Genomic DNA, 19617 nt, shown 5'->3' on the forward strand with positions numbered 1-19617 from the left:
CGCCGAACATCGAAGGTTCACTGCTGAAGCCGTTCCTACTTGTGAAACTGTATAGGCTCTAACATCCTGACTCGCAACTCGCAACTCGCAACTCGCAACTCGCAACTCGCAACTTTAATCTTCTTTCTTTGCTTTTTTCGCGAGAATCTCAACTTCTGCTTTTTCGGTTACACCTGCCATACTAAGGGCTGTGCTGCCTACCGATTCATATTCAAGTTTGATTTTATCGAGTTTTGCGTCGTTTTTGTCTGGTAAGCTTAAACTACGTGACGACATCCCTTTGGTTAAAACCCCTAGGTTATCAAACACTTTTTCTTCACCGTTATTCATAACAACTTTAATTTTCTTAAGATTCACAGTGCCATGGGTACATTTAATTTTAATATGGCTGTAGTTGCTGCTGGTGATAGGATTAACGGTATCGGTTTCGCTTTTGTAGCTGACTTTTTTCTCGGCGATGGACTTCCAGTCGTCATCACTGGCTAGGCTTTGTGTGCTAGCTAGGGCTAAAAATGTTGTTAAAGCGATGAGTTTGATTATTTTCATTTGATTCCCTCCAAAAATTTTCATCATTAAAATTTATAGCACATAAACAGATTGGTTGCTTATGCAAAGTTCATAAAATAGAACCAAAAGCATTTTTTTATCGTATTAACTAATGCGTTATAAATTCACCAACCTTAATCAGCATGCTATGCTAGTAAAGTGTCTATAAGTTTATGGATTTTCAATGAGATATTACTTTTGTTTAGTGGCTTTTTTACTATCAACCTCGTCAATTGCTAGTGCTCTACTTGATGTGAAGCCGAGCAATAAAACGCAGTTTTTGGCTCTGATTAAAGATAAACAAGGTGATTACAAAGTGAAAGCAGGCAGTGATGTGGTTTGTCAAAACGCCTCCTTTTCATTGATAAAAGAAACAACTCAAGGATTTAGCTTAGGAACATTAATCGACTTTAGTGACTTACATAACGGTACGCAGGTAAAGAAGATCCCAAATTTTTGTGTTGTCAGCTCGAAGTTAAAATACTTTGTAAATGGGATTGTCAGAACTAAGCGCTACTTTCGCTGTGAAAATGAAGACGATAACGGTTCAACAACTGAAGATCTGCGTTTTAAAGATAATGGCAATATCACTTACACACTGAATAAACCTGAAGTTTCATGTGTGTTTGAAAAGCAATAAATGTTTGTCTCACGCAATTTCAAGCCTATTATGGGCTTTTATTTTTAATTGAAAATTCTATGACTAGCCAATTTATTCAAGCACTTTTAGTTATCGCCGCGTTTTACATTGCAAGCCTGATTATAGACCATGCTATTAAACAATTTCAACGACGCTTTGATTCAACCGCTCTTGAAACTTTTCGGCTTATTTCTAACTCGCAGCGTGCTATTTTATTATTCATTGGTATTGTGCTTGCGTTATCGAAACTGGGTTTTGACGTTGCCGCTTTAGTTGCCGGCTTAGGCCTAACAGGCTTTGCTTTGGGTTTTGCGTTGAAGGATGCTATTTCGAATCTAGTAGCAGGTGTCATGATTGTGCTTTATAAGCCCATTAAGCTTGGTAATTACATTGAAGTGAGCAATTCAAAGGGCACAGTGATTGACCTTAATTTGCGCTATATCACAATTAAAGGCGAGGGAGCGGTGCATTTAATTCCTAACTCTTTAATTTTAAGTAATAAAGTGTCAATCATTGATCGCGAAGATGATTAAGCACAAATTTTTGCCATAAAAAAAGCAGCCTAGGCTGCTTTTTTAAGTTTTAGCAAATTACATTTGAGATTGCAGGTAATTCTCAAGCCCTGCGGTTTTGATTAACTGTTGCTGTGTTTCAAGCCAATCAATCTGTTCTTCTTGCTCATTTAAGATGTTATCTAACGCTTCACGGCTGATGTAATCTTTTTTCTCTTCAGCAAGTTTAATTGCCGCTTTAAGATCGACTAATGAATCAAGCTCAAAGCTCATGTTAGCTTCGATCATTTCTTCTGAGTTTTCACCAATACGTAGGCGACCTAAATCTTGTAAGTTTGGTAAACCTTCTAAAAACAAAATACGCTCAATTAAACGGTCGGCGTTTTTCATTTTTTGAATAGATACTTTGTAATCAGCTTTGTCTAATTTTGAAAAACCAAAATCTTTAAACATACGAGCGTGTAAAAAGTATTGGTTAATACCCACTAATTCATTTGCTAATACTTTATTAAGTGCAGCAATGACGCTTTTATCGCCTTTCATACAATTAGCCTCTATTCGCCCATTTGAGATTGATGGTAGTTTTGGCTACCAATTTTGTCGATTAGACCCAGCTGTTGTTCTAACCAGTAAACATGATCTTCTTCTGTATCAAATAATAGCTTTTCAAGCACTTCGCGTGATTGATAGTCTTTTTCTTGTTCACAAATTGAAATAGCTTCTTTAACGCAGTCAACAACTTCTAGCTCAAGTGTTAAGTCATTTTGCATCATGCTTTTAACGTCTGAGCCAATTAATAAATCACGACGTTTAGTCATGTTTGGTACGCCTTCTAAAAATAGAATACGTTTTATCAACCAATCAGCGTGGTCTTTTTCTTCTTCCATTTCGTGGTTAAGACGCTCATACAGCTTATTTAGGCCCCAATCGTCATACATACGAGAATGAATAAAGTATTGATCTATAGCAGCTAATTCGTTTGCGAGTAGTTTATTAAAACTATCGATGACTTTTTGGTTACCTTTCATAATGCTGTCCTCGAATTCCAAGTTGCGATAATTGTAGTATATAAAAATAAGATTGCAAACATTTTCCTTTGTAAATCAGTTGTTTACTATTGAGTGTGATTCTCGTTTAAGTTTGCGTTAATGGTTGATAAATGAACAATTTATCGTTTCTATTCTTAAAGGTAAAAGCCCTTACTAAGAAGGGCTTGTTGCTCTAAACAAAAACTGCTTTAGAAGCTATAAGTTGCACCAAGTGTCATGGTCGTACCTAAACCATTAATGTTATAGCCACCATAAGTATAAGACTGCGCACGGGCAGGGTAGTAATCATTATTAAATAGGTTTTCTACACCCATAAACGCTTGCCAGTTGTTGCTAAAGTTATAACGACCGCTTAGGTTAAATAGGTTGTAACTGCTAATTGGACCTTGATCACCAACAAACTCACCCTCTGCATTTGGCTCAAAGCGTTTGCGTGAACCCACATATAAATAACTCACAGTGAGTGATAATTCATCATTTGGTTGCCAGTTTAAATTAGCAGTACCTTTTGGTGGGCTTATTTGGCGAGAACCTAAGTAAATGTCGTCTTCGGTGTTCTTACCTTCAACATAGCTGTAGGTTGCAACAAGTTTGAGAGTTGGATTAATTTTATAATCGATTAGTGTTTCGTAACCCCAGATCTCTTGTGGCGCTCTTACTGGCTCATAGACACCCGTTACCTCATTAAAGCTATTAGTAGTGCCAAACTCAGACGTACTGCGGTAAGCTGCAAATTCAAAACGTAAGTCATCAAACTGTGATGTAAAGCCAATTTCATAGTTATCGATGATTGATGCTTCTGTTTGAATTAGGCCAATATCATTTACTGTTGCAGAACGTAATAAGCGGCCAATATCTGAGATATCAGAACCTTGTGAATAATTGGCAAACGGGCTGAAGGCATCAAGCAAATTGTATTTAACACCTACGTTATAGGTGGTTGCATCGTAATCAATAGTGTCACCCTTTACACTAAGTGGCACTGAGCACTGTGTTTCTGAACGACAAAGCTTTAAGGTGTTGTAGTCATCAACGGTTAAATCAATACTCTCTTGGCGCACACCCGCTTTAATGATTAAATCATTATCGATAACCCACTTTGTTTGTAAAAAGCCAGCAAGGCTTTCCATATCCATCTCTGGTACCCAAACACGGCCATCAACAAGCGGTTGAGAAGTCACATCATTCAGTGCATCTAGGCCATAAATAAAGGTGGCTTCAACATTGTCAAAATCAACAAGGGTATTAAAGGTAGCGCGCGCCCCTTTCTTTTCTGAGCGAATAATTGATTGGCCGCCTTCGTAACCTTCGTCTGGGTTAGCTAAGTTTGTAGAAAAGAAAAACACATTCTCGATGTCTTGCATGTATAGATCGAGCGTCATTTGTGTATTAGTAAATAGGGCGTAGTCTGTATACTTTAAGGTTATGTTTTCGTTACCGTCTGGGCCTTGTGGTTTACCTTGCTTTTGAAGCTCTTTAGGTACATGAATCGCATAAGTTTTTTCGCCATCGTTCAGGTTGCCAACAACGTCACCTAAATCGGTTTTTTGTTGAGAGCTAAAGTAGTTATAGCTAAATTGCAGCTGCTTCTCATCATCAAAATCATAGCCGAGTTTGGTAAAGTAGTTTTCTGTTACTGCATCAGATAAACCATACTGCAAGCCAAGAATATCGCCTTCGGCGTCACGTTGAACACCATTTTCTTCGTAACTTGCGGTAAATAAATAGCTAATTTTATCAGCACGACCATTAATTGCTGCAGAGACTCGCGCACCGGCGCTTTCTTCTAATTTAACTGCACTAAAACGTGACGATAGGCTGATCTCACCTTCTGGCTGACCATCACTTGTTGCCTGCTTTGTGATGTAGTTAATGATACCGCCCGATGCACCATTACCATAAACAGAGGTAGCGCCTTTGATCACTTCGATACGCGCAATGGCGCTTGGATCGAGAGTTTTAACTCCTAATGAGCCGTTTCTGAGTGGTGTCGATTGCGGCACTCCATCGATCATTACAAGTGGTGCACGACCACGTAAACTCTGACCTGTATTACTCGAACTGCCGGTATCTGGTGCTAGGCCTGGTACCATTTGCGCAAGTAAGCTTTGTAATTCTGGATTAACTTTTAAATGTTCTTCAATTTGCTGTTGGCTAATAATAGTGACAGAAGCTGGGACTTCATCAATGCTTTCAAATACACGGCTGCCTGATACAACAACGTGTTCCATTTCTTCTACGGTAAGGTTTTTATTTATGGCATCATCAGCAAATGATTGGCTGCTAATTGCAATAGCGACCAGAGTCAGAGAAGTTTTTAACATGCTTGTCCTTAATTCTTGTTTGATTGTGCGGCAGTCTAAATGTAAAGAAGAGTAAAGGCAAGGTTAATGATAATGATTTGCAATAAGTCCTTTGGTTCTGTTATATAGCGATGAATTTAGCATCCACGAATGTTCAATGGATGCTTAATAGGTGAGTATTATATTTGAACCCTTACTAATTTTGCGTGTTCAGAGTATTGGTTTTAAAGCGCTAACATAGGTGTTACTGATATTTCTAGTGTTACCTAGCAGGCAGCACCCAAATTTGTGAATAAACAGTTGATATAGCGATGTGGTTGATTGCCACTTTAGCATCAAGTGTTTTGCCACCAATTTTACACATTCATGTGATTATATATACGCAGTAATATAGCTTTGGCCGAGAATATGAGTTCGTTTAATGATGAAAGGCCGTTGTATAATTAATCTGTCAGATAAAGTGTCTATCTGTAATGCCGTTTGTACCAAAAGTAAACACCTGAGATCGTAAAAAATAACGGTGATAAAGCAAATATCAACCACAATAATTGCACAATTGGGCCTGCAAAATCACCAATATGAAACTTATATTTGAAGTTCCAAGTTTGAGTGGTCAAAGAGCTTTCGCTGGCATCATAACTTGCTACAATATCGGCTGAATATGGGTTTGCCCATACCCAACTATAGGCATGGCTTTCACCTGGGTTCTCTATTCTAAATCCTATGTTGTCACTTGGTTTTTTCGGTAAATAAATTCTAAATAACTTGCCTTCAGGAAAAACAGTTTGTGCGTTATCAAACGCTTTTTGCACTTGAAAGGGCGTATCCGCTAAAGGGGGAATAACCGCTGGTGGTTTAGGTCTATCTTCAACTGTGCCTTGCATCACAAATTCTAATACGGCTTTGGTTTGTTCTTTCCAGTTAAACGCCATACCTGTGTAAGCAATTAAAATGAGTGGAATTAAAAAATACACACCCAAAACGGTATGTAGCTGATACATCAGTACTCTAAACTTTGCTTTACGCTTAATAGCCAAACGTTTCATACGATTTTTTGGCTTAACCCAAATATAAAAGCCGAGCAGAATTTCAATAATAAGAATGAGCGCACACACCGATACCCAGTTTCTTAGAGGGCGGCTTTTATCGCCATCTTCATAAAGCAGCCAGCGGTGCAAAGCCATGGTAAAGCCATAAATCGTACTGTAATAATCGTATTCATGTAAAACCTGACCATTGTATGGATTAACACTCACATAGCGGTTATTTGCTAGTTGTAATTGCCACGCTAGATCACTGCGCTGCTCTGGCATTACCAGAGTAACAGGTTGTTTAGTTGACGCTGAAACGTGATTGATTAGGTTATCAAAATCAAGTGCTGAAGCCGCTGGCGTTACTGTCCATCTATCACTTTGAGTAAGGTATTGAATGTCTTTTGCGTAAATAAGCAAAGCACCGGTCAAACTTAAACAAATTAAAAATAAACCGCTTACTAAGGCAAGTAATAAATGCGTACGACGTAACCACAACTTCAACAAGATTTGTTCCTTCAGTTTGCTTTAACACAAAACTGAATAGTAAATGATAACGCGAAACATTTACACTAAAACTTGTTCAATGGTACAGCTTTCAATTGCAAAGTTGTTATGTAAAAAGTGACGTATATCATCGTTACTGATGCTTTGCTTGGCACGAAACTTTAGCTCGCAATGAACGTGATGATCATCTATCTGCCATGTTTTAAGGTAATCAACATCAGTGATTGCAAATTGGGCTTTAAGCCTATTGATAGCGTCTGTTACAGCAAAATTATCAGGGGCTGCTTGCATTAAAATTTTACTACTGGCAATTAACAGTAAAATGCCGTGATAAATGACATACATTGAAATCAGCATAGTGGCAATTAAATCAACAATATACCACTGGTAGAGAATGATTAAGGTACCCGCAATGATTACCACAACTGAGGCTAGTGCATCAGACACATTATGTATAAACGCAGCACGAATATTCATACTGTCTTTTGCACCCGCTTTGTAAGTTAATAGGGCGGTGACAAGATCAACAACCAGCGCAAGACCCGCAACCCAAATGATGATCCAGCCATCAATGGGGTCGGGGTTTAAATAGTTGGTGATCGCTTCAAAAATTAAGTAACCACCAATCACAATTAAACTTAAACTGTTAAATAGCGTGGCTAAAATTTCTGCACGTTTATAACCGTATTGATAACGATGATTAGCAGGTTTGGCACCAATTTTTCGGGCAATTAGGGCAATGAATAACGACGAGGCATCGCTTAAATTGTGCAGCGCATCAGCAATTAACGATAAGCTGCCAGAAACGAGGCCGCCAATCACCTGAGCGACAGTTAATAACACATTAATTGCAATTGCCAGCATGAGTTGGCGGGTGCTTTGGTTATTTGTATCGTGATGATGGTGGTGTCCGTGTCCCATATAAATACCTAGTTATTGATTTGCTTTATTTTTATACCATGCGTGCCTTTGTAATAAAATGTTTGTATTGGTTTGTTTGCTAACAGATTATAATTTTCTGTTCAAATGCGGGTGGATTTGTTAATTTAGCGCCGATGTACCAATTTTTAGTTCTAATTTTTAGGCTCAATGTGAAAGCTGCATTTATTATTTTGATTAGCGTATTATTGCTCCAGCCACTGCTGGATAGCTTTGATGTGGCCGATCATAATGTTGCGTTTAATCACACCTCGGTACTGCTATAAGAAGAAATTGACCTTGAAGCTCATTGCGCTGCCAATGGCGATCATCAACTACATCAATCAGAGCATGACGAGCTTAGCAAACAGTTGTCTGACTCAGCCGAGAAAGGCCATTGTCATGTTTGTCACAGCCCTGCATTTTTAGATTCGCTGCAATTGTCTGAACCTACTGGTGTCTATTTCACTAAAATTGAATCACTTGATTTCAACTTCAAATCGCCTGACTTAGCACCGCTACATCGCCCACCTATTTTAGCTCTTACTTAATCCCAAACCCTTTTTAGATGTTATTTGGGCTTAGCCCATTTTAAGTAAGAGACAATATATGTATTTAAGAAATTTTATGCGTTATGCATTGCTGTGCGTATGCTACATGACTGTGACAAATATTTATGCGACAGAACAAGCGCATAATCATCAAGAAAATGAGCAAGCTGAACATGCTAATGAAGTCAGTTTAACTGAGCAGCAACAGCAACTAGCTAATATCAAGGTTGAGCGCCTTGTACTGAAAAAATACAAGCAAATCTTGTATGCACCGGGCGAAATTAAAGCCAATGGCTATGCCAGTTATTTGGTGTCACCGCGTGTTGATTCAATTGTTGTAAAGCGCCATGCCTTATTAGGGCAGCATGTAAATAAAGGAGACTCTTTAGTCACTTTATTTAGTGGCGAAGTGGCCAGCCAGCAAACTGAATTTAGGTTAGCTGAAGCCGAGTTAAAACGGCTAACTAAAATGACAGCTGGCACGGTAAGCAAAAAGCAAATTCTAACTGCTAAAGCTGAATATGAAGTCGCTTATAGCCGATTAGTTGCCTTTGGTTTATCAAAACAAGCTATTGCAAAAACACTCACCATAAACCCAGAAAAACTCGGTGAATACACCTTGTTTGCACAAACATCGGGGGCTGTTTTAACCGATAACTTTGCCCAAGGTCAGCGAGTCGATTCGGGGATTGAGTTGATGCTAATAGCCGATGAATCAGCGCTTTGGGTTGCTGCTCAGCTTTCAGCTAATCAAGACCGTACTATCAGTAATGGCTCTAGGGCGCTGTTAGAAGTTAACGGTAATCGCTATCCAGCAACAGTTATTCAAGAAGCACATACCATTGATGAACAAACACGCTCACGCACCGTTAGGCTCGAGGTAAAAAACACTCAGCATAGTTTGCATCCAGGCATGTTTGCCGATGTGTATTTTCAATTTGAAACGGATAAAGCAGTACTTGCTGTACCTGAAAATGCATTAACTCGCAGCGCAGATGGTGACTGGCAATTGTTCGTCGTTGATGACGATGGCAGCTTTGTCGCCCAAGAAGTGAACCTCGGCAGACGTTTTGGCGATTATCGTGAAGTGCTGGATATTCAAGCCGGGCTTGAAGTTGTCACCCAAGGTGCATTTTTTATTGCATCACAACTAGCTAAAGGCGGATTTGATCCGCATAACCACTAGAGGTGACGCATGTTTAATTTATTAATTGAGGCGGTGATAAAGAACCGTCTACTTGTGCTTTTGGCCTTACTTACGGCGATTGCGGTGAGTGCATTTATGATCCCAAAACTCAATTTAGATGCCTTTCCTGATGTTACGAATGTGCAAGTGGCGGTAAATACCGAAGCGCCAGGACTTGCGGCTGAAGAAGTCGAGCAACTGATCACATACCCGATAGAAGCCGTTATGTATGCACTGCCTGATGTAGAGCAGGTTCGTTCTATTTCTAAAACGGGTTTATCGGGTGTTACTGTTGTGTTTAAAGAAGGGGTTGATATTTACTTTGCTAGGCAACTGGTTTTTGAACGTTTGCAGTCTGCTAAAGAGTTGATCCCATCTGGTGTGGGTACGCCAACCATGGGCCCTAATACATCTGGGCTTGGGCAAGTCTATCAGTATTTACTTGAAGCAAAGCCGGGTGCAAACATTGATAGTATGGCACTGCGTAGTTTAAATGATTGGGTGGTTAAATTACTTATTTTACCTATTGATGGTGTGACCGATATTCTGTCATTTGGCGGTGAGGTTAAGCAGTATCAAGTGAACATAAACCCCAATAAGCTACTTGCTTATGACTTAACACAGCAAGATGTTAGTAACGCCCTAGATGCTAACAACAGTAATGTGGGTGGCTGGTATATGAACCGAGGCCAAGAGCAGCTTGTTATTCGTGGTACAGGTTGGTTTACTCCAGGCGAAAAAGGACTTGCTGAGATTGCGCAAACGCCTATCAAAACCATTGATGGTACGGTCGTTAAAGTGGCTGATGTTGCGACTATTGAGCTTGGCAGTGAGATTCGCCAAGGTGCTGTTACCTTGTCTAAACGCAATGATAAAGGCGAAATAGTTAATCGTGGTGAAGTGGTTACTGGTATCGTGCTCAAACGGATGGGTGCAAATACCAAGCAAACGATTGATGGCATAAACGCGCGTATCGAGATGATAAATCAAGCATTGCCAAAGGATGTTGAATTTAAAGCAATTTACGACCAAGCAGAGCTTATCAGCCAAGCAGTACAAACGGTTATTGATGCACTGCTTTTAGCTTTTGTCTTTATTATCATAGTATTAGCACTATTTTTGCTTGATTTAAGAGCGACATTTTTGGTGTTATTGTCGATCCCTATTTCGATTGGCTTAGCACTGAGTGTAATGGCATGGCTGGGATTATCGGCAAACTTAATGTCGTTGGGTGGGATTGCTGTTGCCATTGGTATGCTGGTGGATGGCTCTGTAGTGATGGTTGAGAATGTATTTAGGCACTTAGGGCTTAAGCATAATCAACATAAGCCTTCTTCGGAGCTGGTTGCAATTGCTGCAAAAGAAGTTGCGCGGCCTATCTTTTTTGCTTCTTTGATTATTCTAACGGTATTTTTACCACTGTTTAGTTTTGAAGGCGTTGAGGCTAAGCTATTTCAGCCAATGGCTGTGAGCATTATGCTGGCAATTATTAGTGCAGTGATCGTTGCCTTGGTTGTAGTGCCAGCTCTGTGTGTGTACTTATTTGCTAAGGGCGTGACAGTAAAGCAAAGTATTTTGTTAAAACCTATCGATATGCTTTATCAAAGGGCTTTACAAAAAGCATTGCAGGCTAAACGCGCCGTTTTAGTTATAGCAGGGTTATTACTGATTGTAGCTGCCGTTATGCTACCAAGGCTGGGTACTGAATTTGTGCCAGAGCTTGAAGAAGGCACTATCAATCTACGTGTGACACTTGCTCCCTCTGCAAGTCTCGATACAGCAATCTCAGTTGCACCAAAGCTTGAAGCCATGTTGCTTGAATTTAGTGAGGTGGAATATGCGCTGAGCCGAATCGGTCGGGCTGAAGTAGGGGGCGATCCTGAACCGGTTAACAACATTGAAATCTATTTAGGCTTAAAACCTCATGAGCAATGGGTTAACGCGAAAACACGTGTCGAATTGCAAAAACTAATGGAAGCCAAGCTTGAGCAATTCCCAGGGCTTTTATTTAACTTTTCACAGCCTATAGCAACCCGAGTAGATGAGCTTTTATCGGGTGTTAAAGCGCAATTGGCCATTAAGTTATTTGGTAGTGACCTAGGCGTTTTAACTGAAAAAGGCCAACAAATTGAGCAGCTAGTTCAGCAAATACCTGGCGCTAAGGATGTCGCGATGGAGCAAATAGGCGGCGAAGCACAGCTTATAGTTAAACCCAACCGTTTGGCGTTGTCGCGCTTTGGCTTATCGGTGGCTGATTTGATGGATGTAGTTCAGCACGGTATTGGCGGGCAATCGGCAGGGCAAATCATTAATGCTAATGAGCGCTATGATATTTATGTGCGCATAGCCCAAAGATTTCGCCAAAACCCGAATGTGATTGCAGATCTTCGACTGCGAACCCCCGCGGGTGCCATTGTTAGGGTGGGGGATGTAGCCGATGTACAGATTGAGTCAGGCGCTCCTCAAGTTCGTCGCGATGATGTTCAAAGGCGGGTGGTTATTCAAGCGAATGTGCAGGGGCGAGATATGGGCTCTGTAGTTGCAGATATACGCGCTAACATTGCCGATAAAATACAGCTACCAAGTGGTTACAGTGTTGCCATTGGCGGCCAGTTCGAAAACCAGCAACGGGCACAACAGCGGCTGATGATTGTAGTGCCTGTGGCCTTGTTACTCATTGCGTTATTGCTTTATTTTGCTTTTAGTAACCTATCGCAAGTGGTGCTTATTCTTGTCAATGTACCTTTGGCTGTGATTGGTGGGGTGATTGCATTATATGTCTCTGATCAATACTTATCTGTACCCAGCTCTGTAGGGTTTATCACGCTATTTGGTGTTGCGGTATTGAATGGTGTGGTGATGGTCGAAAGCATTAATCAAAGGATTATTGCCGGAGATAGCAAAGACAAAGCGGTATTTGAAGGAGCTATTTCGAGGTTAAGACCCGTACTAATGACTGCGCTAACCTCAATGCTTGGGCTAATTCCGATGCTGCTTAGCACAGGAATAGGGGCTGAAATACAAAAGCCCCTTGCCACGGTTATTGTTGGCGGGTTGGTCAGTGCAACCCTCTTAACTTTATTTGTACTGCCGGTACTTTATAAGTCGATGAGTAAGTAAATAAAGCAAAATGGGGCTAACGTTTAGTAGCCCCTTTTTTTAATGCAATGTATTTCTGTAAAGGGCGTTTACACCACGCTAAAGCCCTTATAAACTGGGCATTACAATAATGATGTAAAAAAGGAATACAGAGTGAGTAACGCAATTACAATTCGTCCGGCAGTCGCAAGTGATGCTGCAACAATCCTACATTTTATTACCGAACTTGCTATCTACGAAAAAGAACCTGACGCAGTTAAAACAGACGAGCAAGCTATTTTAAAAACGTTATTCAGTGAAGGCGCAACGGCTCATAGTGTTATTTGTTTAGAGGGCGACACACCAATTGGTTTTGCTGTGTATTTTTATAATTACTCAACGTGGCTTGGCAAAAATGGGTTGTATTTAGAAGACCTTTACGTAAGCGCAGATAGCCGTGGTAAAGGTGCCGGTAAGCAAATTATGCAATATCTTGCTAAGCAAGCACTTGAAAAAGACTGTGGTCGTTTTGAGTGGGTGGTACTTGATTGGAATAAACCAGCCATTGATTTTTACGACAGCATTGGTGCTAAACCGCAAAATGAGTGGATTATTTACCGCCTGACAGGCCAAGAGCTTATCGACTTTGCTCATCAATAAGCAATGTTGATGTAGTTTAAAATAAACAAATAAAAACATAAATAAAAATCATTTGCATTTGTGTGTGTCGGTGTGTAGTTTAAACACATACTGAGACTGGTATAAGTGCAGGTGATTTTTATGACTCAAACAACACGCCACACACCTTTAACTTCAAACGCCATTGATGATGCGCTTGTCCCTTGGCAACGTGCTATTTATAAAGGCAATTTAGCATTTGAATCTGGCGAACTTATTACTGCGCGTGATCATTACACGGTTGCAAGCAGCTGCGCCGAAACACTACTCGCACAACTTTCTAATATCCCAATCAACCAGTTGGTTACTCGCTCGTTAGAGCATTGTATTGCAGCATTTGTTGTTGCAACTTTGAATCTTGCAGATACCTTTAAAGTGATGCAAAAACCCGAAAAAGCTTGCACTTGGCTTTGCCATGCTCATCAACAATTAAGTATGCTTTTAAGTCACCCAGAGCTGCAAGTTCGCACCTTGGTCCTGCATCATCATCACAAAACCTACTTTGAGCTGGTTAAGTTTGCCAGCATGGCATCAGCATTTCCGACACTCATTAACCGAATCAATCAGCTATTAGCTGACCATCCCCACAAAACGCAGTTATTACATTAACGATAAGGAATCAGTATGTCTTTTACATTACCCGATTTAGCGTATGACTATGATGCACTTGAACCGCACATTGATGCGAAAACTATGGAAATTCATCATACCTTGCATCATCAAACCTATATCAATAAAGCGAATGTTGCACTAGAGGGCAGCCATTACTCTGAGCAAGATGCTGAAACATTACTACGCACCATTTCATCAATGCCTGAGTCATTACAAAAGGCAGTGCAAGAGCATGTAGGTGGCCATTATAATCACTCATTATTTTGGCAAGTTATGTCACCTAATGGCGGTGGTGAGCCAAGTGAAGAGTTAAATACCGCCATTGTTGATACATTTGGCAGCTTTGACGCATTTAAAAAGCAATTTACTAATGCAGCGGTAAGCCGTTTTGGCAGTGGCTGGGCTTGGTTATGTGTTGATGAAAATAACCAGTTGGTTGTTGAAAGTAGCCTCAATCAAGATAGCCCATTAATGCATAACCATACGCCAATTTTAGGTCTTGATGTGTGGGAGCATGCGTATTACTTGAAATATCAAAATCGTCGCCCTGACTATATTGCGGCATTTTACGAAGTGATTAATTGGCCGGAAGTAGAGCGCCGATATTTAGCCGCACTTAAATAGCTGTTTAAATAGTTAAGGTCCGAAACCGGCTAGTCAAAAAATAATATTCAGTTAAGCTAACGGTATTAGCGTGTAACGAGAATAATTATGACTAGCCAACAATGGCAGACTGCAAGGCAAAGCCGCGATCCACGATTTGATGGGGTGTTTTTTGTGGCGGTAAAAAGTACTGGTATTTATTGCAGACCAATTTGCCCCGCACCAACGGCACAAGAAAAGAACGTTGAATATTACCAATACGCGCACTTAGCTGCGCAAGATGGTTTTCGACCCTGTATTCGCTGTCGCCCAGATAGTGCACCAAATAGCCCAGCTTGGCTAGGTACTAAAACCACAGCATTACGCGCAAAACAATTGATAGATAAAGGTGAGGCTTACGACTGTGAGGTTTTAGCAGACAGACTCGGGGTGTCGAGCCGCTATTTACGCCGTTTGTTTAACCAACATTTTGGACTGTCGATCACCCAATATAGATTATTTAACCAATGCAATTTCGCCAAGCAGCTATTACAAGAAACAGATTTGTCGGTGGCAGATATCGCATTTGCTTCTGGCTTTAATAGTATTCGTCGCTTTAACGATGCTTTTTTAAAGCAGTTAAATATCGCTCCTTCAAAGTTACGTAAGTCAGATAAAAAACCAGCCTCAACATTAACTCTAACACTGGCATTTAGGCCGCCTTATAACTGGCAAGCACTCCATGACTTTTTGCAGCGCCGTTTAATCAGTGGGTTAGAATGGTTGAGCACAACAAGCTATGGTCGCACTTTTAAAGATAAATATTGCCAAGGGCAATTCACTGCGCATTTTGTTGAGCATAAAAACCACTTTAAAGTGGCGATTGATATTGATAACACCCGCTATTTACAGCAAGTGATCCATAACATTCGTCGTGTGCTTGATTTAGACGCCGATACGCATACCATAGAACAGCATTTAGATGCAGAGCTTAAAGTTTCAATGCCGCTTTGTGTTGGCCTGCGTTTACCGGGGATTTGGTCAGATTATGAAGCGGGCATACGAGCGGTCCTTGGTCAGCAGGTTAGTGTTACAGCGGCTCATAACCTAGTGTCACAGCTTGTGAGTGAGTTTAATCAGCAAAGTAATAACCACTATTTTCCAAGCCCTGAATGGGTTGCCAATTCTGAACTCGATTTTTTTAAAATGCCACAATCACGCAAAGATGCGCTACGTCGTTTAAGTGCTTATTGTCAGCAAAACCCAGATAATCAAGAGCTTGATAATTGGTTAGAGCTTAAAGGCATTGGCCCGTGGACAGTTAATTACGCCAAACTACGTGGTCAAAGCCACCCAGATATTTTACTGGCGGGCGACTTAGGGGTTAAAAAAGCCCTCGCTGGAATCAGCGAATTTAATAGCGAGCACTGTGCGCCATTTCGCTCTTATTTAACTTTTCAACTATGGCAACAATTATGAGTATGCAACAAGTTATAATGCCAAGCCCCATTGGCGATATTACCATTCAAAGTACATTAAAAGGCGTCAGTTACGTTGGCTTTTACCCAGTAGTTGCGATGCAAACAGAGGCTGTTGATGAGCACACCCTTACACCTATTTTAATATGTATAAGTGAGCTTAATGAATATTTTAATGGTCTGCGTACGCGTTTTACTGTTCCTATTGATACGCAAGGTACAGAGTTTCAAAGGCAAGTATGGCATGCGCTGATGGATGTTGAGTTTGGTCAAAGTAAGAGTTACCAAGAGATAGCACTTGCCATTAATAACCCAAAAGCGGTGCGTGCAGTGGGCGCTGCGAATGGAAAAAACCCGATTAGCATTATTGTGCCATGTCATCGAATTATTGGCGCAAACGGCAAGCTCACAGGCTATGCGGGTGGCCTTGAAAGAAAAGAGTGGTTACTGAAACACGAAGGCTTGTTATAAAACAGCAATTTTACTGGGATAACGCTTGAGGTAATAAGAGTAAGGTAATAGATGATGTTGTCGCGCGATTAGGGTAGCATATTGCGACTTTAAAATTTGGGCAACATCATGGCACAGCTGTACTTTTATTATTCTGCAATGAATGCAGGCAAATCTACCACACTTTTACAATCTGCATTTAACTACCGCGAACGTGGTATGGAACCGGTTATTTTAACAGCGGCTATTGATGATAGAGCAGGTGTTGGCAAGGTGTCTTCACGTATTGGTTTACAGGCTGATGCGCATATTTTTGATGCAGATAAAGATGTATTTGAATTGATCAAATCATTAAATGCAGAGCAAAAGCGCCATTGTATTTTAGTAGATGAGTGCCAGTTTTTATCAAAAGACCAAGTAATGCAATTAACAGATGTGGTTGATGAACTTGGTATTCCGGTACTGTGTTATGGCTTACGTAACGATTTTAGAGGTGAGCTATTTAGTGGTTCACAATACCTACTTGCCTGGGCTGACAAACTAATTGAGTTGAAAACCGTGTGTCATTGCGGTCGTAAAGCTAACCATGTACTGCGTACCGATGAGCATGGTAATGCGATTGCAGACGGTAATCAGGTAGAAATTGGCGGCAACGACCGATATGTATCGGTGTGCCGCAAACATTATAAAGAATCGTTAAATCTCGGCCGCTAATGCCGAGATAAAGCTATCAATATCTTGCTTAGTGACACCTAAATGGGTCACTAGGCGCAGTGGTTTACCTGGCGAAAATAGCATATTTTGCTCTTTTAGCGCATGTGCCACTGCTTTTAAATCGATATGTTCGGCAACATTTGCGTAAACAATGTTGGTATCGATTTGAAAAGTTGACGTATCAAAACCAGCTAACGTGTTTAACTGCTCTGCCAAATACGCCGCATTATCGTGATCCTCAGCAAGCCTTGCTACGTGATGCTCAAGTGCATACTGACCAGCGGCTGCAAGCATACCTGCTTGACGCATACCACCGCCGAGTACTTTACGCCAGCGGCGCGCTTTATCAATCAGTGCCTTGCTACCTAATAATAGTGAGCCAACCGGCGCGCCAAGTCCTTTTGATAAGCAAATAGACACTGAATCAAAATACTGGGTGATTTCAGTGATATCAACACCTAACTTAACCGCAGCGTTATACACACGGGCACCGTCTAAGTGCAGAGCAAGGTTATGTTTATCAACACATTCTCTGGCTTCTTTAAGATATCTAAGCGGGAGAACTTTGCCGCCAATGGTGTTTTCTAAGCTAAGTAATTTAGTTTTAGCAAAGTGAAAGTCATCAGCTTTAATTGCAGCCACAACTTTGTTTAAATCTATGCTGCCATCAGTATTATTTTCAATTGGTTGCGGCTGAATAGAGCCTAATACAGCAGCACCGCCACCCTCAAATTTGTAGTTATGTGCTTGTTGCCCACAAATGTATTCGTCGCCACGTTCACAATGTGCCATCAATGCCAGTAAATTGGCTTGCGTGCCTGAGCTACAATAAAGGGCGCTTTCGAAGCCATGACGCTCAACAGCAAATTGTTCAAGCTGATTAACGCTTGGGTCGTCACCATAAACGTCGTCACCTACTTGGGCGTCATTCATTACCGCGCGCATGGCTGCTGTTGGTTTTGTAACTGTGTCTGAACGAAAGTCGATCATCTTATTATCCTTATACTAGTTCGTTAAGAATGGCTTCGCGGTCGGCTTGGTCAAAATAGCTCCAAGCAATAAAGCGACTAATTTTTTGGCCTTGTGCCATTTTTATAACTTTTACCTCTTTCACATCAAGTGTGCTAAGTAACTTTTTTATATGCGGTAAAGTGTCAGATTTAGAAACAAGTGATGTAAACCAAATACATTGCTCTGCAAACTCTTGGCTCTCAATACACATTTTACTGATAAATTCGCGCTCACCGCCTTCACACCATAGCTCGTTTTGGCGGCCACCAAAATTAAGTACTTTTTGTGGTGCTTTGTTTAGGTTTTTCCATTTACGCTCAGTACCCGCTTTGGCCTGTTGCTCACTGGCATGAAACGGCGGGTTGCATAAAGTTAGGTGGAAGACATCTTTATTCGATATCACGCCCTTAAACATTTTATCGGCGTTGTTTTGCTGCTTAACATTAATTTTCAGGCGGTTAAATTGCACAATTTGTTTAGCAATTTTAACAGACAAGGCATCAATATCTGAGCCTGTGAAGTGCCAGCCATATTCGTGATTACCAGTAAGCGGGTAAATCACATTTGCACCCGTGCCTACATCAAGTACTTTTACTTGCTTACCCGTAGGAATATGACCTTGGTTATCGCTTGCTAATAAGTCGGCTAAGTGATGAATGTAATCCACTCTGCCAGGGACCGGTGGGCAAAGGTAGTTGTCGGGTAAATCCCAAAAATCGATTTTATAATGGCTTTTTAATAACGCTTGGTTGAGGGTTTTAACCGCTAATGAATTGCTGAAATCAATGGTATCAGTGCCCGTTGGCGTTTGCGTTATATAAGGTGTTAGGGCAGGAGTATCTTTGCATAGCAAAGTAAAGTCGTAGCCATTTAAGTGGCGATTTCGCGGATGCATTAAGGAAAACCTATCTGTTAGCAATATCAAAGGTTGATTGTACCAAATAAATCTTTGCTCTGAGTTAGTTTGCGGTGGATATTTTTCTGCAGAATCAGATAGATTTTAGTGTGTAAATAGCTTCGGTTTTGAAGTTATGTATTTACTAAGCAATTACACCTGATCAGGTGCTAACTAAATATTTAATTGATATTTATAACGATAAAATGGTTAGTTCAAAGAGTGTTTTGTTTTTATGGCGTAATTAGTTAAGTTCAATTTTATGCTTGCAATAAATTATTAACCGATAGTGATACTTGAGTACTTCTTAAATGATTGAAATAGAGTATTTAAAATGCCATGTATGGACGAAGAACCAAATGCTTGAATGGCATTTACTCTTTGTTTTTTCAGATGAACATCATATATTTGTTCTATATATGGTATTAGAATCTAAGGTAAATATGAATATTTCATTGGAAGAAATAGACAAATCGAATTACGAATCTGTTTGTGATCTGGATGTGGCAGACTCTCAAGAAGAGTATGTTGCTTGTAATATGTGGTCATTAGTTGAGTCATTTTATAATACAGGTTATACGTGCAGGGCTATTTATAGCGACAATCTACCCGTCGGCTTTTTGATGTGGGTTCAAGAATCTCCTTACAAAATTTCAATTTGGCGGTTTATGGTTGATAAGAGCTATCAGAACAAAGGGATTGGTAGGGAAGCATTAACGCAAGCAATAGATGCTATTAAACAGAGTCCCACTGTTAAAGAAATCGAAATATGTTATGACCCAAAAAACCCTGTAGCTAAAGAATTCTATTCAAGTTTTGGTTTTCAAGAGGTTGGCTTGGACGAAGAAGATGATGATATGTTAGCTATTATTAGAC

20 protein-coding genes are annotated in these 19617 nt (G+C 40.5%); 12 read left to right on the forward strand and 8 right to left on the reverse strand.

Annotated features, from left to right (window positions below; all coding sequences use genetic code 11):
• Positions 1-114: 114 nt before the first annotated feature.
• A complete protein-coding gene (locus tag L1D46_RS03400) occupies positions 115-546 on the reverse strand; it encodes a hypothetical protein (protein ID WP_130052512.1) in 432 nt (143 codons plus the stop codon).
• Between the two features lie 184 nt (positions 547-730).
• Between L1D46_RS03400 and L1D46_RS03405 the strand changes: the two genes are divergently transcribed.
• Together L1D46_RS03405 and L1D46_RS03410 are read left to right on the forward strand one after the other, a co-directional pair.
• Positions 731-1186, forward strand: a complete 456-nt coding sequence (locus L1D46_RS03405) for a hypothetical protein (protein ID WP_130052511.1) — start codon at positions 731-733, stop codon at positions 1184-1186.
• A 59-nt stretch (positions 1187-1245) separates the two neighbouring features.
• Entirely contained in the window at positions 1246-1719 is a 474-nt protein-coding gene (locus tag L1D46_RS03410) for a mechanosensitive ion channel domain-containing protein (protein WP_130052509.1), read from the forward strand.
• Positions 1720-1776: 57 nt separating this feature from the next.
• Here the strand turns inward: L1D46_RS03410 and bfr (L1D46_RS03415) are convergent, their stop codons facing one another.
• The 5 genes from bfr (L1D46_RS03415) to L1D46_RS03435 form a co-directional block, all read right to left on the reverse strand.
• The gene (bfr, locus tag L1D46_RS03415) at positions 1777-2241 is read right to left on the reverse strand and encodes a bacterioferritin (protein WP_130052508.1); all 465 of its coding nucleotides are present in this window, start codon (positions 2239-2241) and stop codon (positions 1777-1779) included.
• Positions 2242-2252: 11 nt separating this feature from the next.
• A complete protein-coding gene (gene bfr, locus L1D46_RS03420; RefSeq protein WP_130052506.1) occupies positions 2253-2726 on the reverse strand; it encodes a bacterioferritin in 474 nt (157 codons plus the stop codon).
• A gap of 209 nt (positions 2727-2935) precedes the next feature.
• Positions 2936-5071 (reverse strand): TonB-dependent receptor, encoded by a 2136-nt coding sequence (locus tag L1D46_RS03425; RefSeq protein WP_130052505.1) that lies wholly within the window; start codon positions 5069-5071, stop codon positions 2936-2938.
• A 443-nt stretch (positions 5072-5514) separates the two neighbouring features.
• Positions 5515-6585: a PepSY-associated TM helix domain-containing protein gene (locus L1D46_RS03430; protein WP_130053016.1), complete on the reverse strand. Its 1071-nt coding sequence runs from the start codon at positions 6583-6585 to the stop codon at positions 5515-5517.
• A 63-nt stretch (positions 6586-6648) separates the two neighbouring features.
• Positions 6649-7509, reverse strand: a complete 861-nt coding sequence (locus L1D46_RS03435) for a cation diffusion facilitator family transporter (RefSeq protein ID WP_130052503.1) — start codon at positions 7507-7509, stop codon at positions 6649-6651.
• A 368-nt stretch (positions 7510-7877) separates the two neighbouring features.
• Between L1D46_RS03435 and L1D46_RS03440 the strand changes: the two genes are divergently transcribed.
• The 9 genes from L1D46_RS03440 (at position 7878) to L1D46_RS03480 (ending at position 16835) form a co-directional block, all read left to right on the forward strand.
• A complete protein-coding gene (locus tag L1D46_RS03440) occupies positions 7878-8057 on the forward strand; it encodes a hypothetical protein (protein WP_130052502.1) in 180 nt (59 codons plus the stop codon).
• A gap of 58 nt (positions 8058-8115) precedes the next feature.
• Positions 8116-9243, forward strand: a complete 1128-nt coding sequence (locus L1D46_RS03445) for an efflux RND transporter periplasmic adaptor subunit (RefSeq protein ID WP_130052500.1) — start codon at positions 8116-8118, stop codon at positions 9241-9243.
• A gap of 9 nt (positions 9244-9252) precedes the next feature.
• Positions 9253-12363 (forward strand): CusA/CzcA family heavy metal efflux RND transporter, encoded by a 3111-nt coding sequence (locus L1D46_RS03450; protein WP_130052498.1) that lies wholly within the window; start codon positions 9253-9255, stop codon positions 12361-12363.
• A 132-nt stretch (positions 12364-12495) separates the two neighbouring features.
• Positions 12496-12981: a GNAT family N-acetyltransferase gene (locus tag L1D46_RS03455; RefSeq protein WP_054552102.1), complete on the forward strand. Its 486-nt coding sequence runs from the start codon at positions 12496-12498 to the stop codon at positions 12979-12981.
• Positions 12982-13101: 120 nt separating this feature from the next.
• Entirely contained in the window at positions 13102-13608 is a 507-nt protein-coding gene (locus L1D46_RS03460) for a hypothetical protein (protein ID WP_130052496.1), read from the forward strand.
• 15 nt (positions 13609-13623) lie between these two features.
• Positions 13624-14235, forward strand: coding sequence for a superoxide dismutase (locus tag L1D46_RS03465; RefSeq protein ID WP_130052495.1), 612 nt, complete (start codon positions 13624-13626; stop codon positions 14233-14235).
• Positions 14236-14322: 87 nt separating this feature from the next.
• Positions 14323-15672, forward strand: a complete 1350-nt coding sequence (locus L1D46_RS03470) for an AlkA N-terminal domain-containing protein (protein ID WP_130052494.1) — start codon at positions 14323-14325, stop codon at positions 15670-15672.
• A 2-nt stretch (positions 15673-15674) separates the two neighbouring features.
• Positions 15675-16142 carry a methylated-DNA--[protein]-cysteine S-methyltransferase gene (locus L1D46_RS03475; RefSeq protein ID WP_205987955.1) on the forward strand — a complete coding sequence of 156 codons (468 nt, stop codon included), beginning with the start codon at positions 15675-15677 and terminating at the stop codon, positions 16140-16142.
• Between the two features lie 108 nt (positions 16143-16250).
• A complete protein-coding gene (locus L1D46_RS03480; protein WP_058584247.1) occupies positions 16251-16835 on the forward strand; it encodes a thymidine kinase in 585 nt (194 codons plus the stop codon).
• On the opposite strand, the gene ltaE is transcribed toward L1D46_RS03480, so the two are convergent.
• Both ltaE and rlmF read right to left on the reverse strand, forming a co-directional pair.
• Positions 16818-17825 (reverse strand): low-specificity L-threonine aldolase, encoded by a 1008-nt coding sequence (gene ltaE, locus L1D46_RS03485; RefSeq protein WP_130052492.1) that lies wholly within the window; start codon positions 17823-17825, stop codon positions 16818-16820. The two genes, L1D46_RS03480 and ltaE, sit on opposite strands and share 18 nt — an antisense overlap.
• 10 nt (positions 17826-17835) lie before the next feature.
• Positions 17836-18741 (reverse strand): 23S rRNA (adenine(1618)-N(6))-methyltransferase RlmF, encoded by a 906-nt coding sequence (gene rlmF / locus L1D46_RS03490; RefSeq protein ID WP_130052491.1) that lies wholly within the window; start codon positions 18739-18741, stop codon positions 17836-17838.
• 443 nt (positions 18742-19184) lie between these two features.
• Here rlmF and L1D46_RS03495 point away from each other — a divergent pair.
• Positions 19185-19617 (forward strand): GNAT family N-acetyltransferase (locus L1D46_RS03495; protein WP_239976783.1); only part of this gene is annotated, 433 nt, incomplete at its 3' end.

The organism is Pseudoalteromonas sp. Isolate3, assembly GCF_022398505.1.
Classification (GTDB): domain Bacteria; phylum Pseudomonadota; class Gammaproteobacteria; order Enterobacterales; family Alteromonadaceae; genus Pseudoalteromonas; species Pseudoalteromonas apostichopi.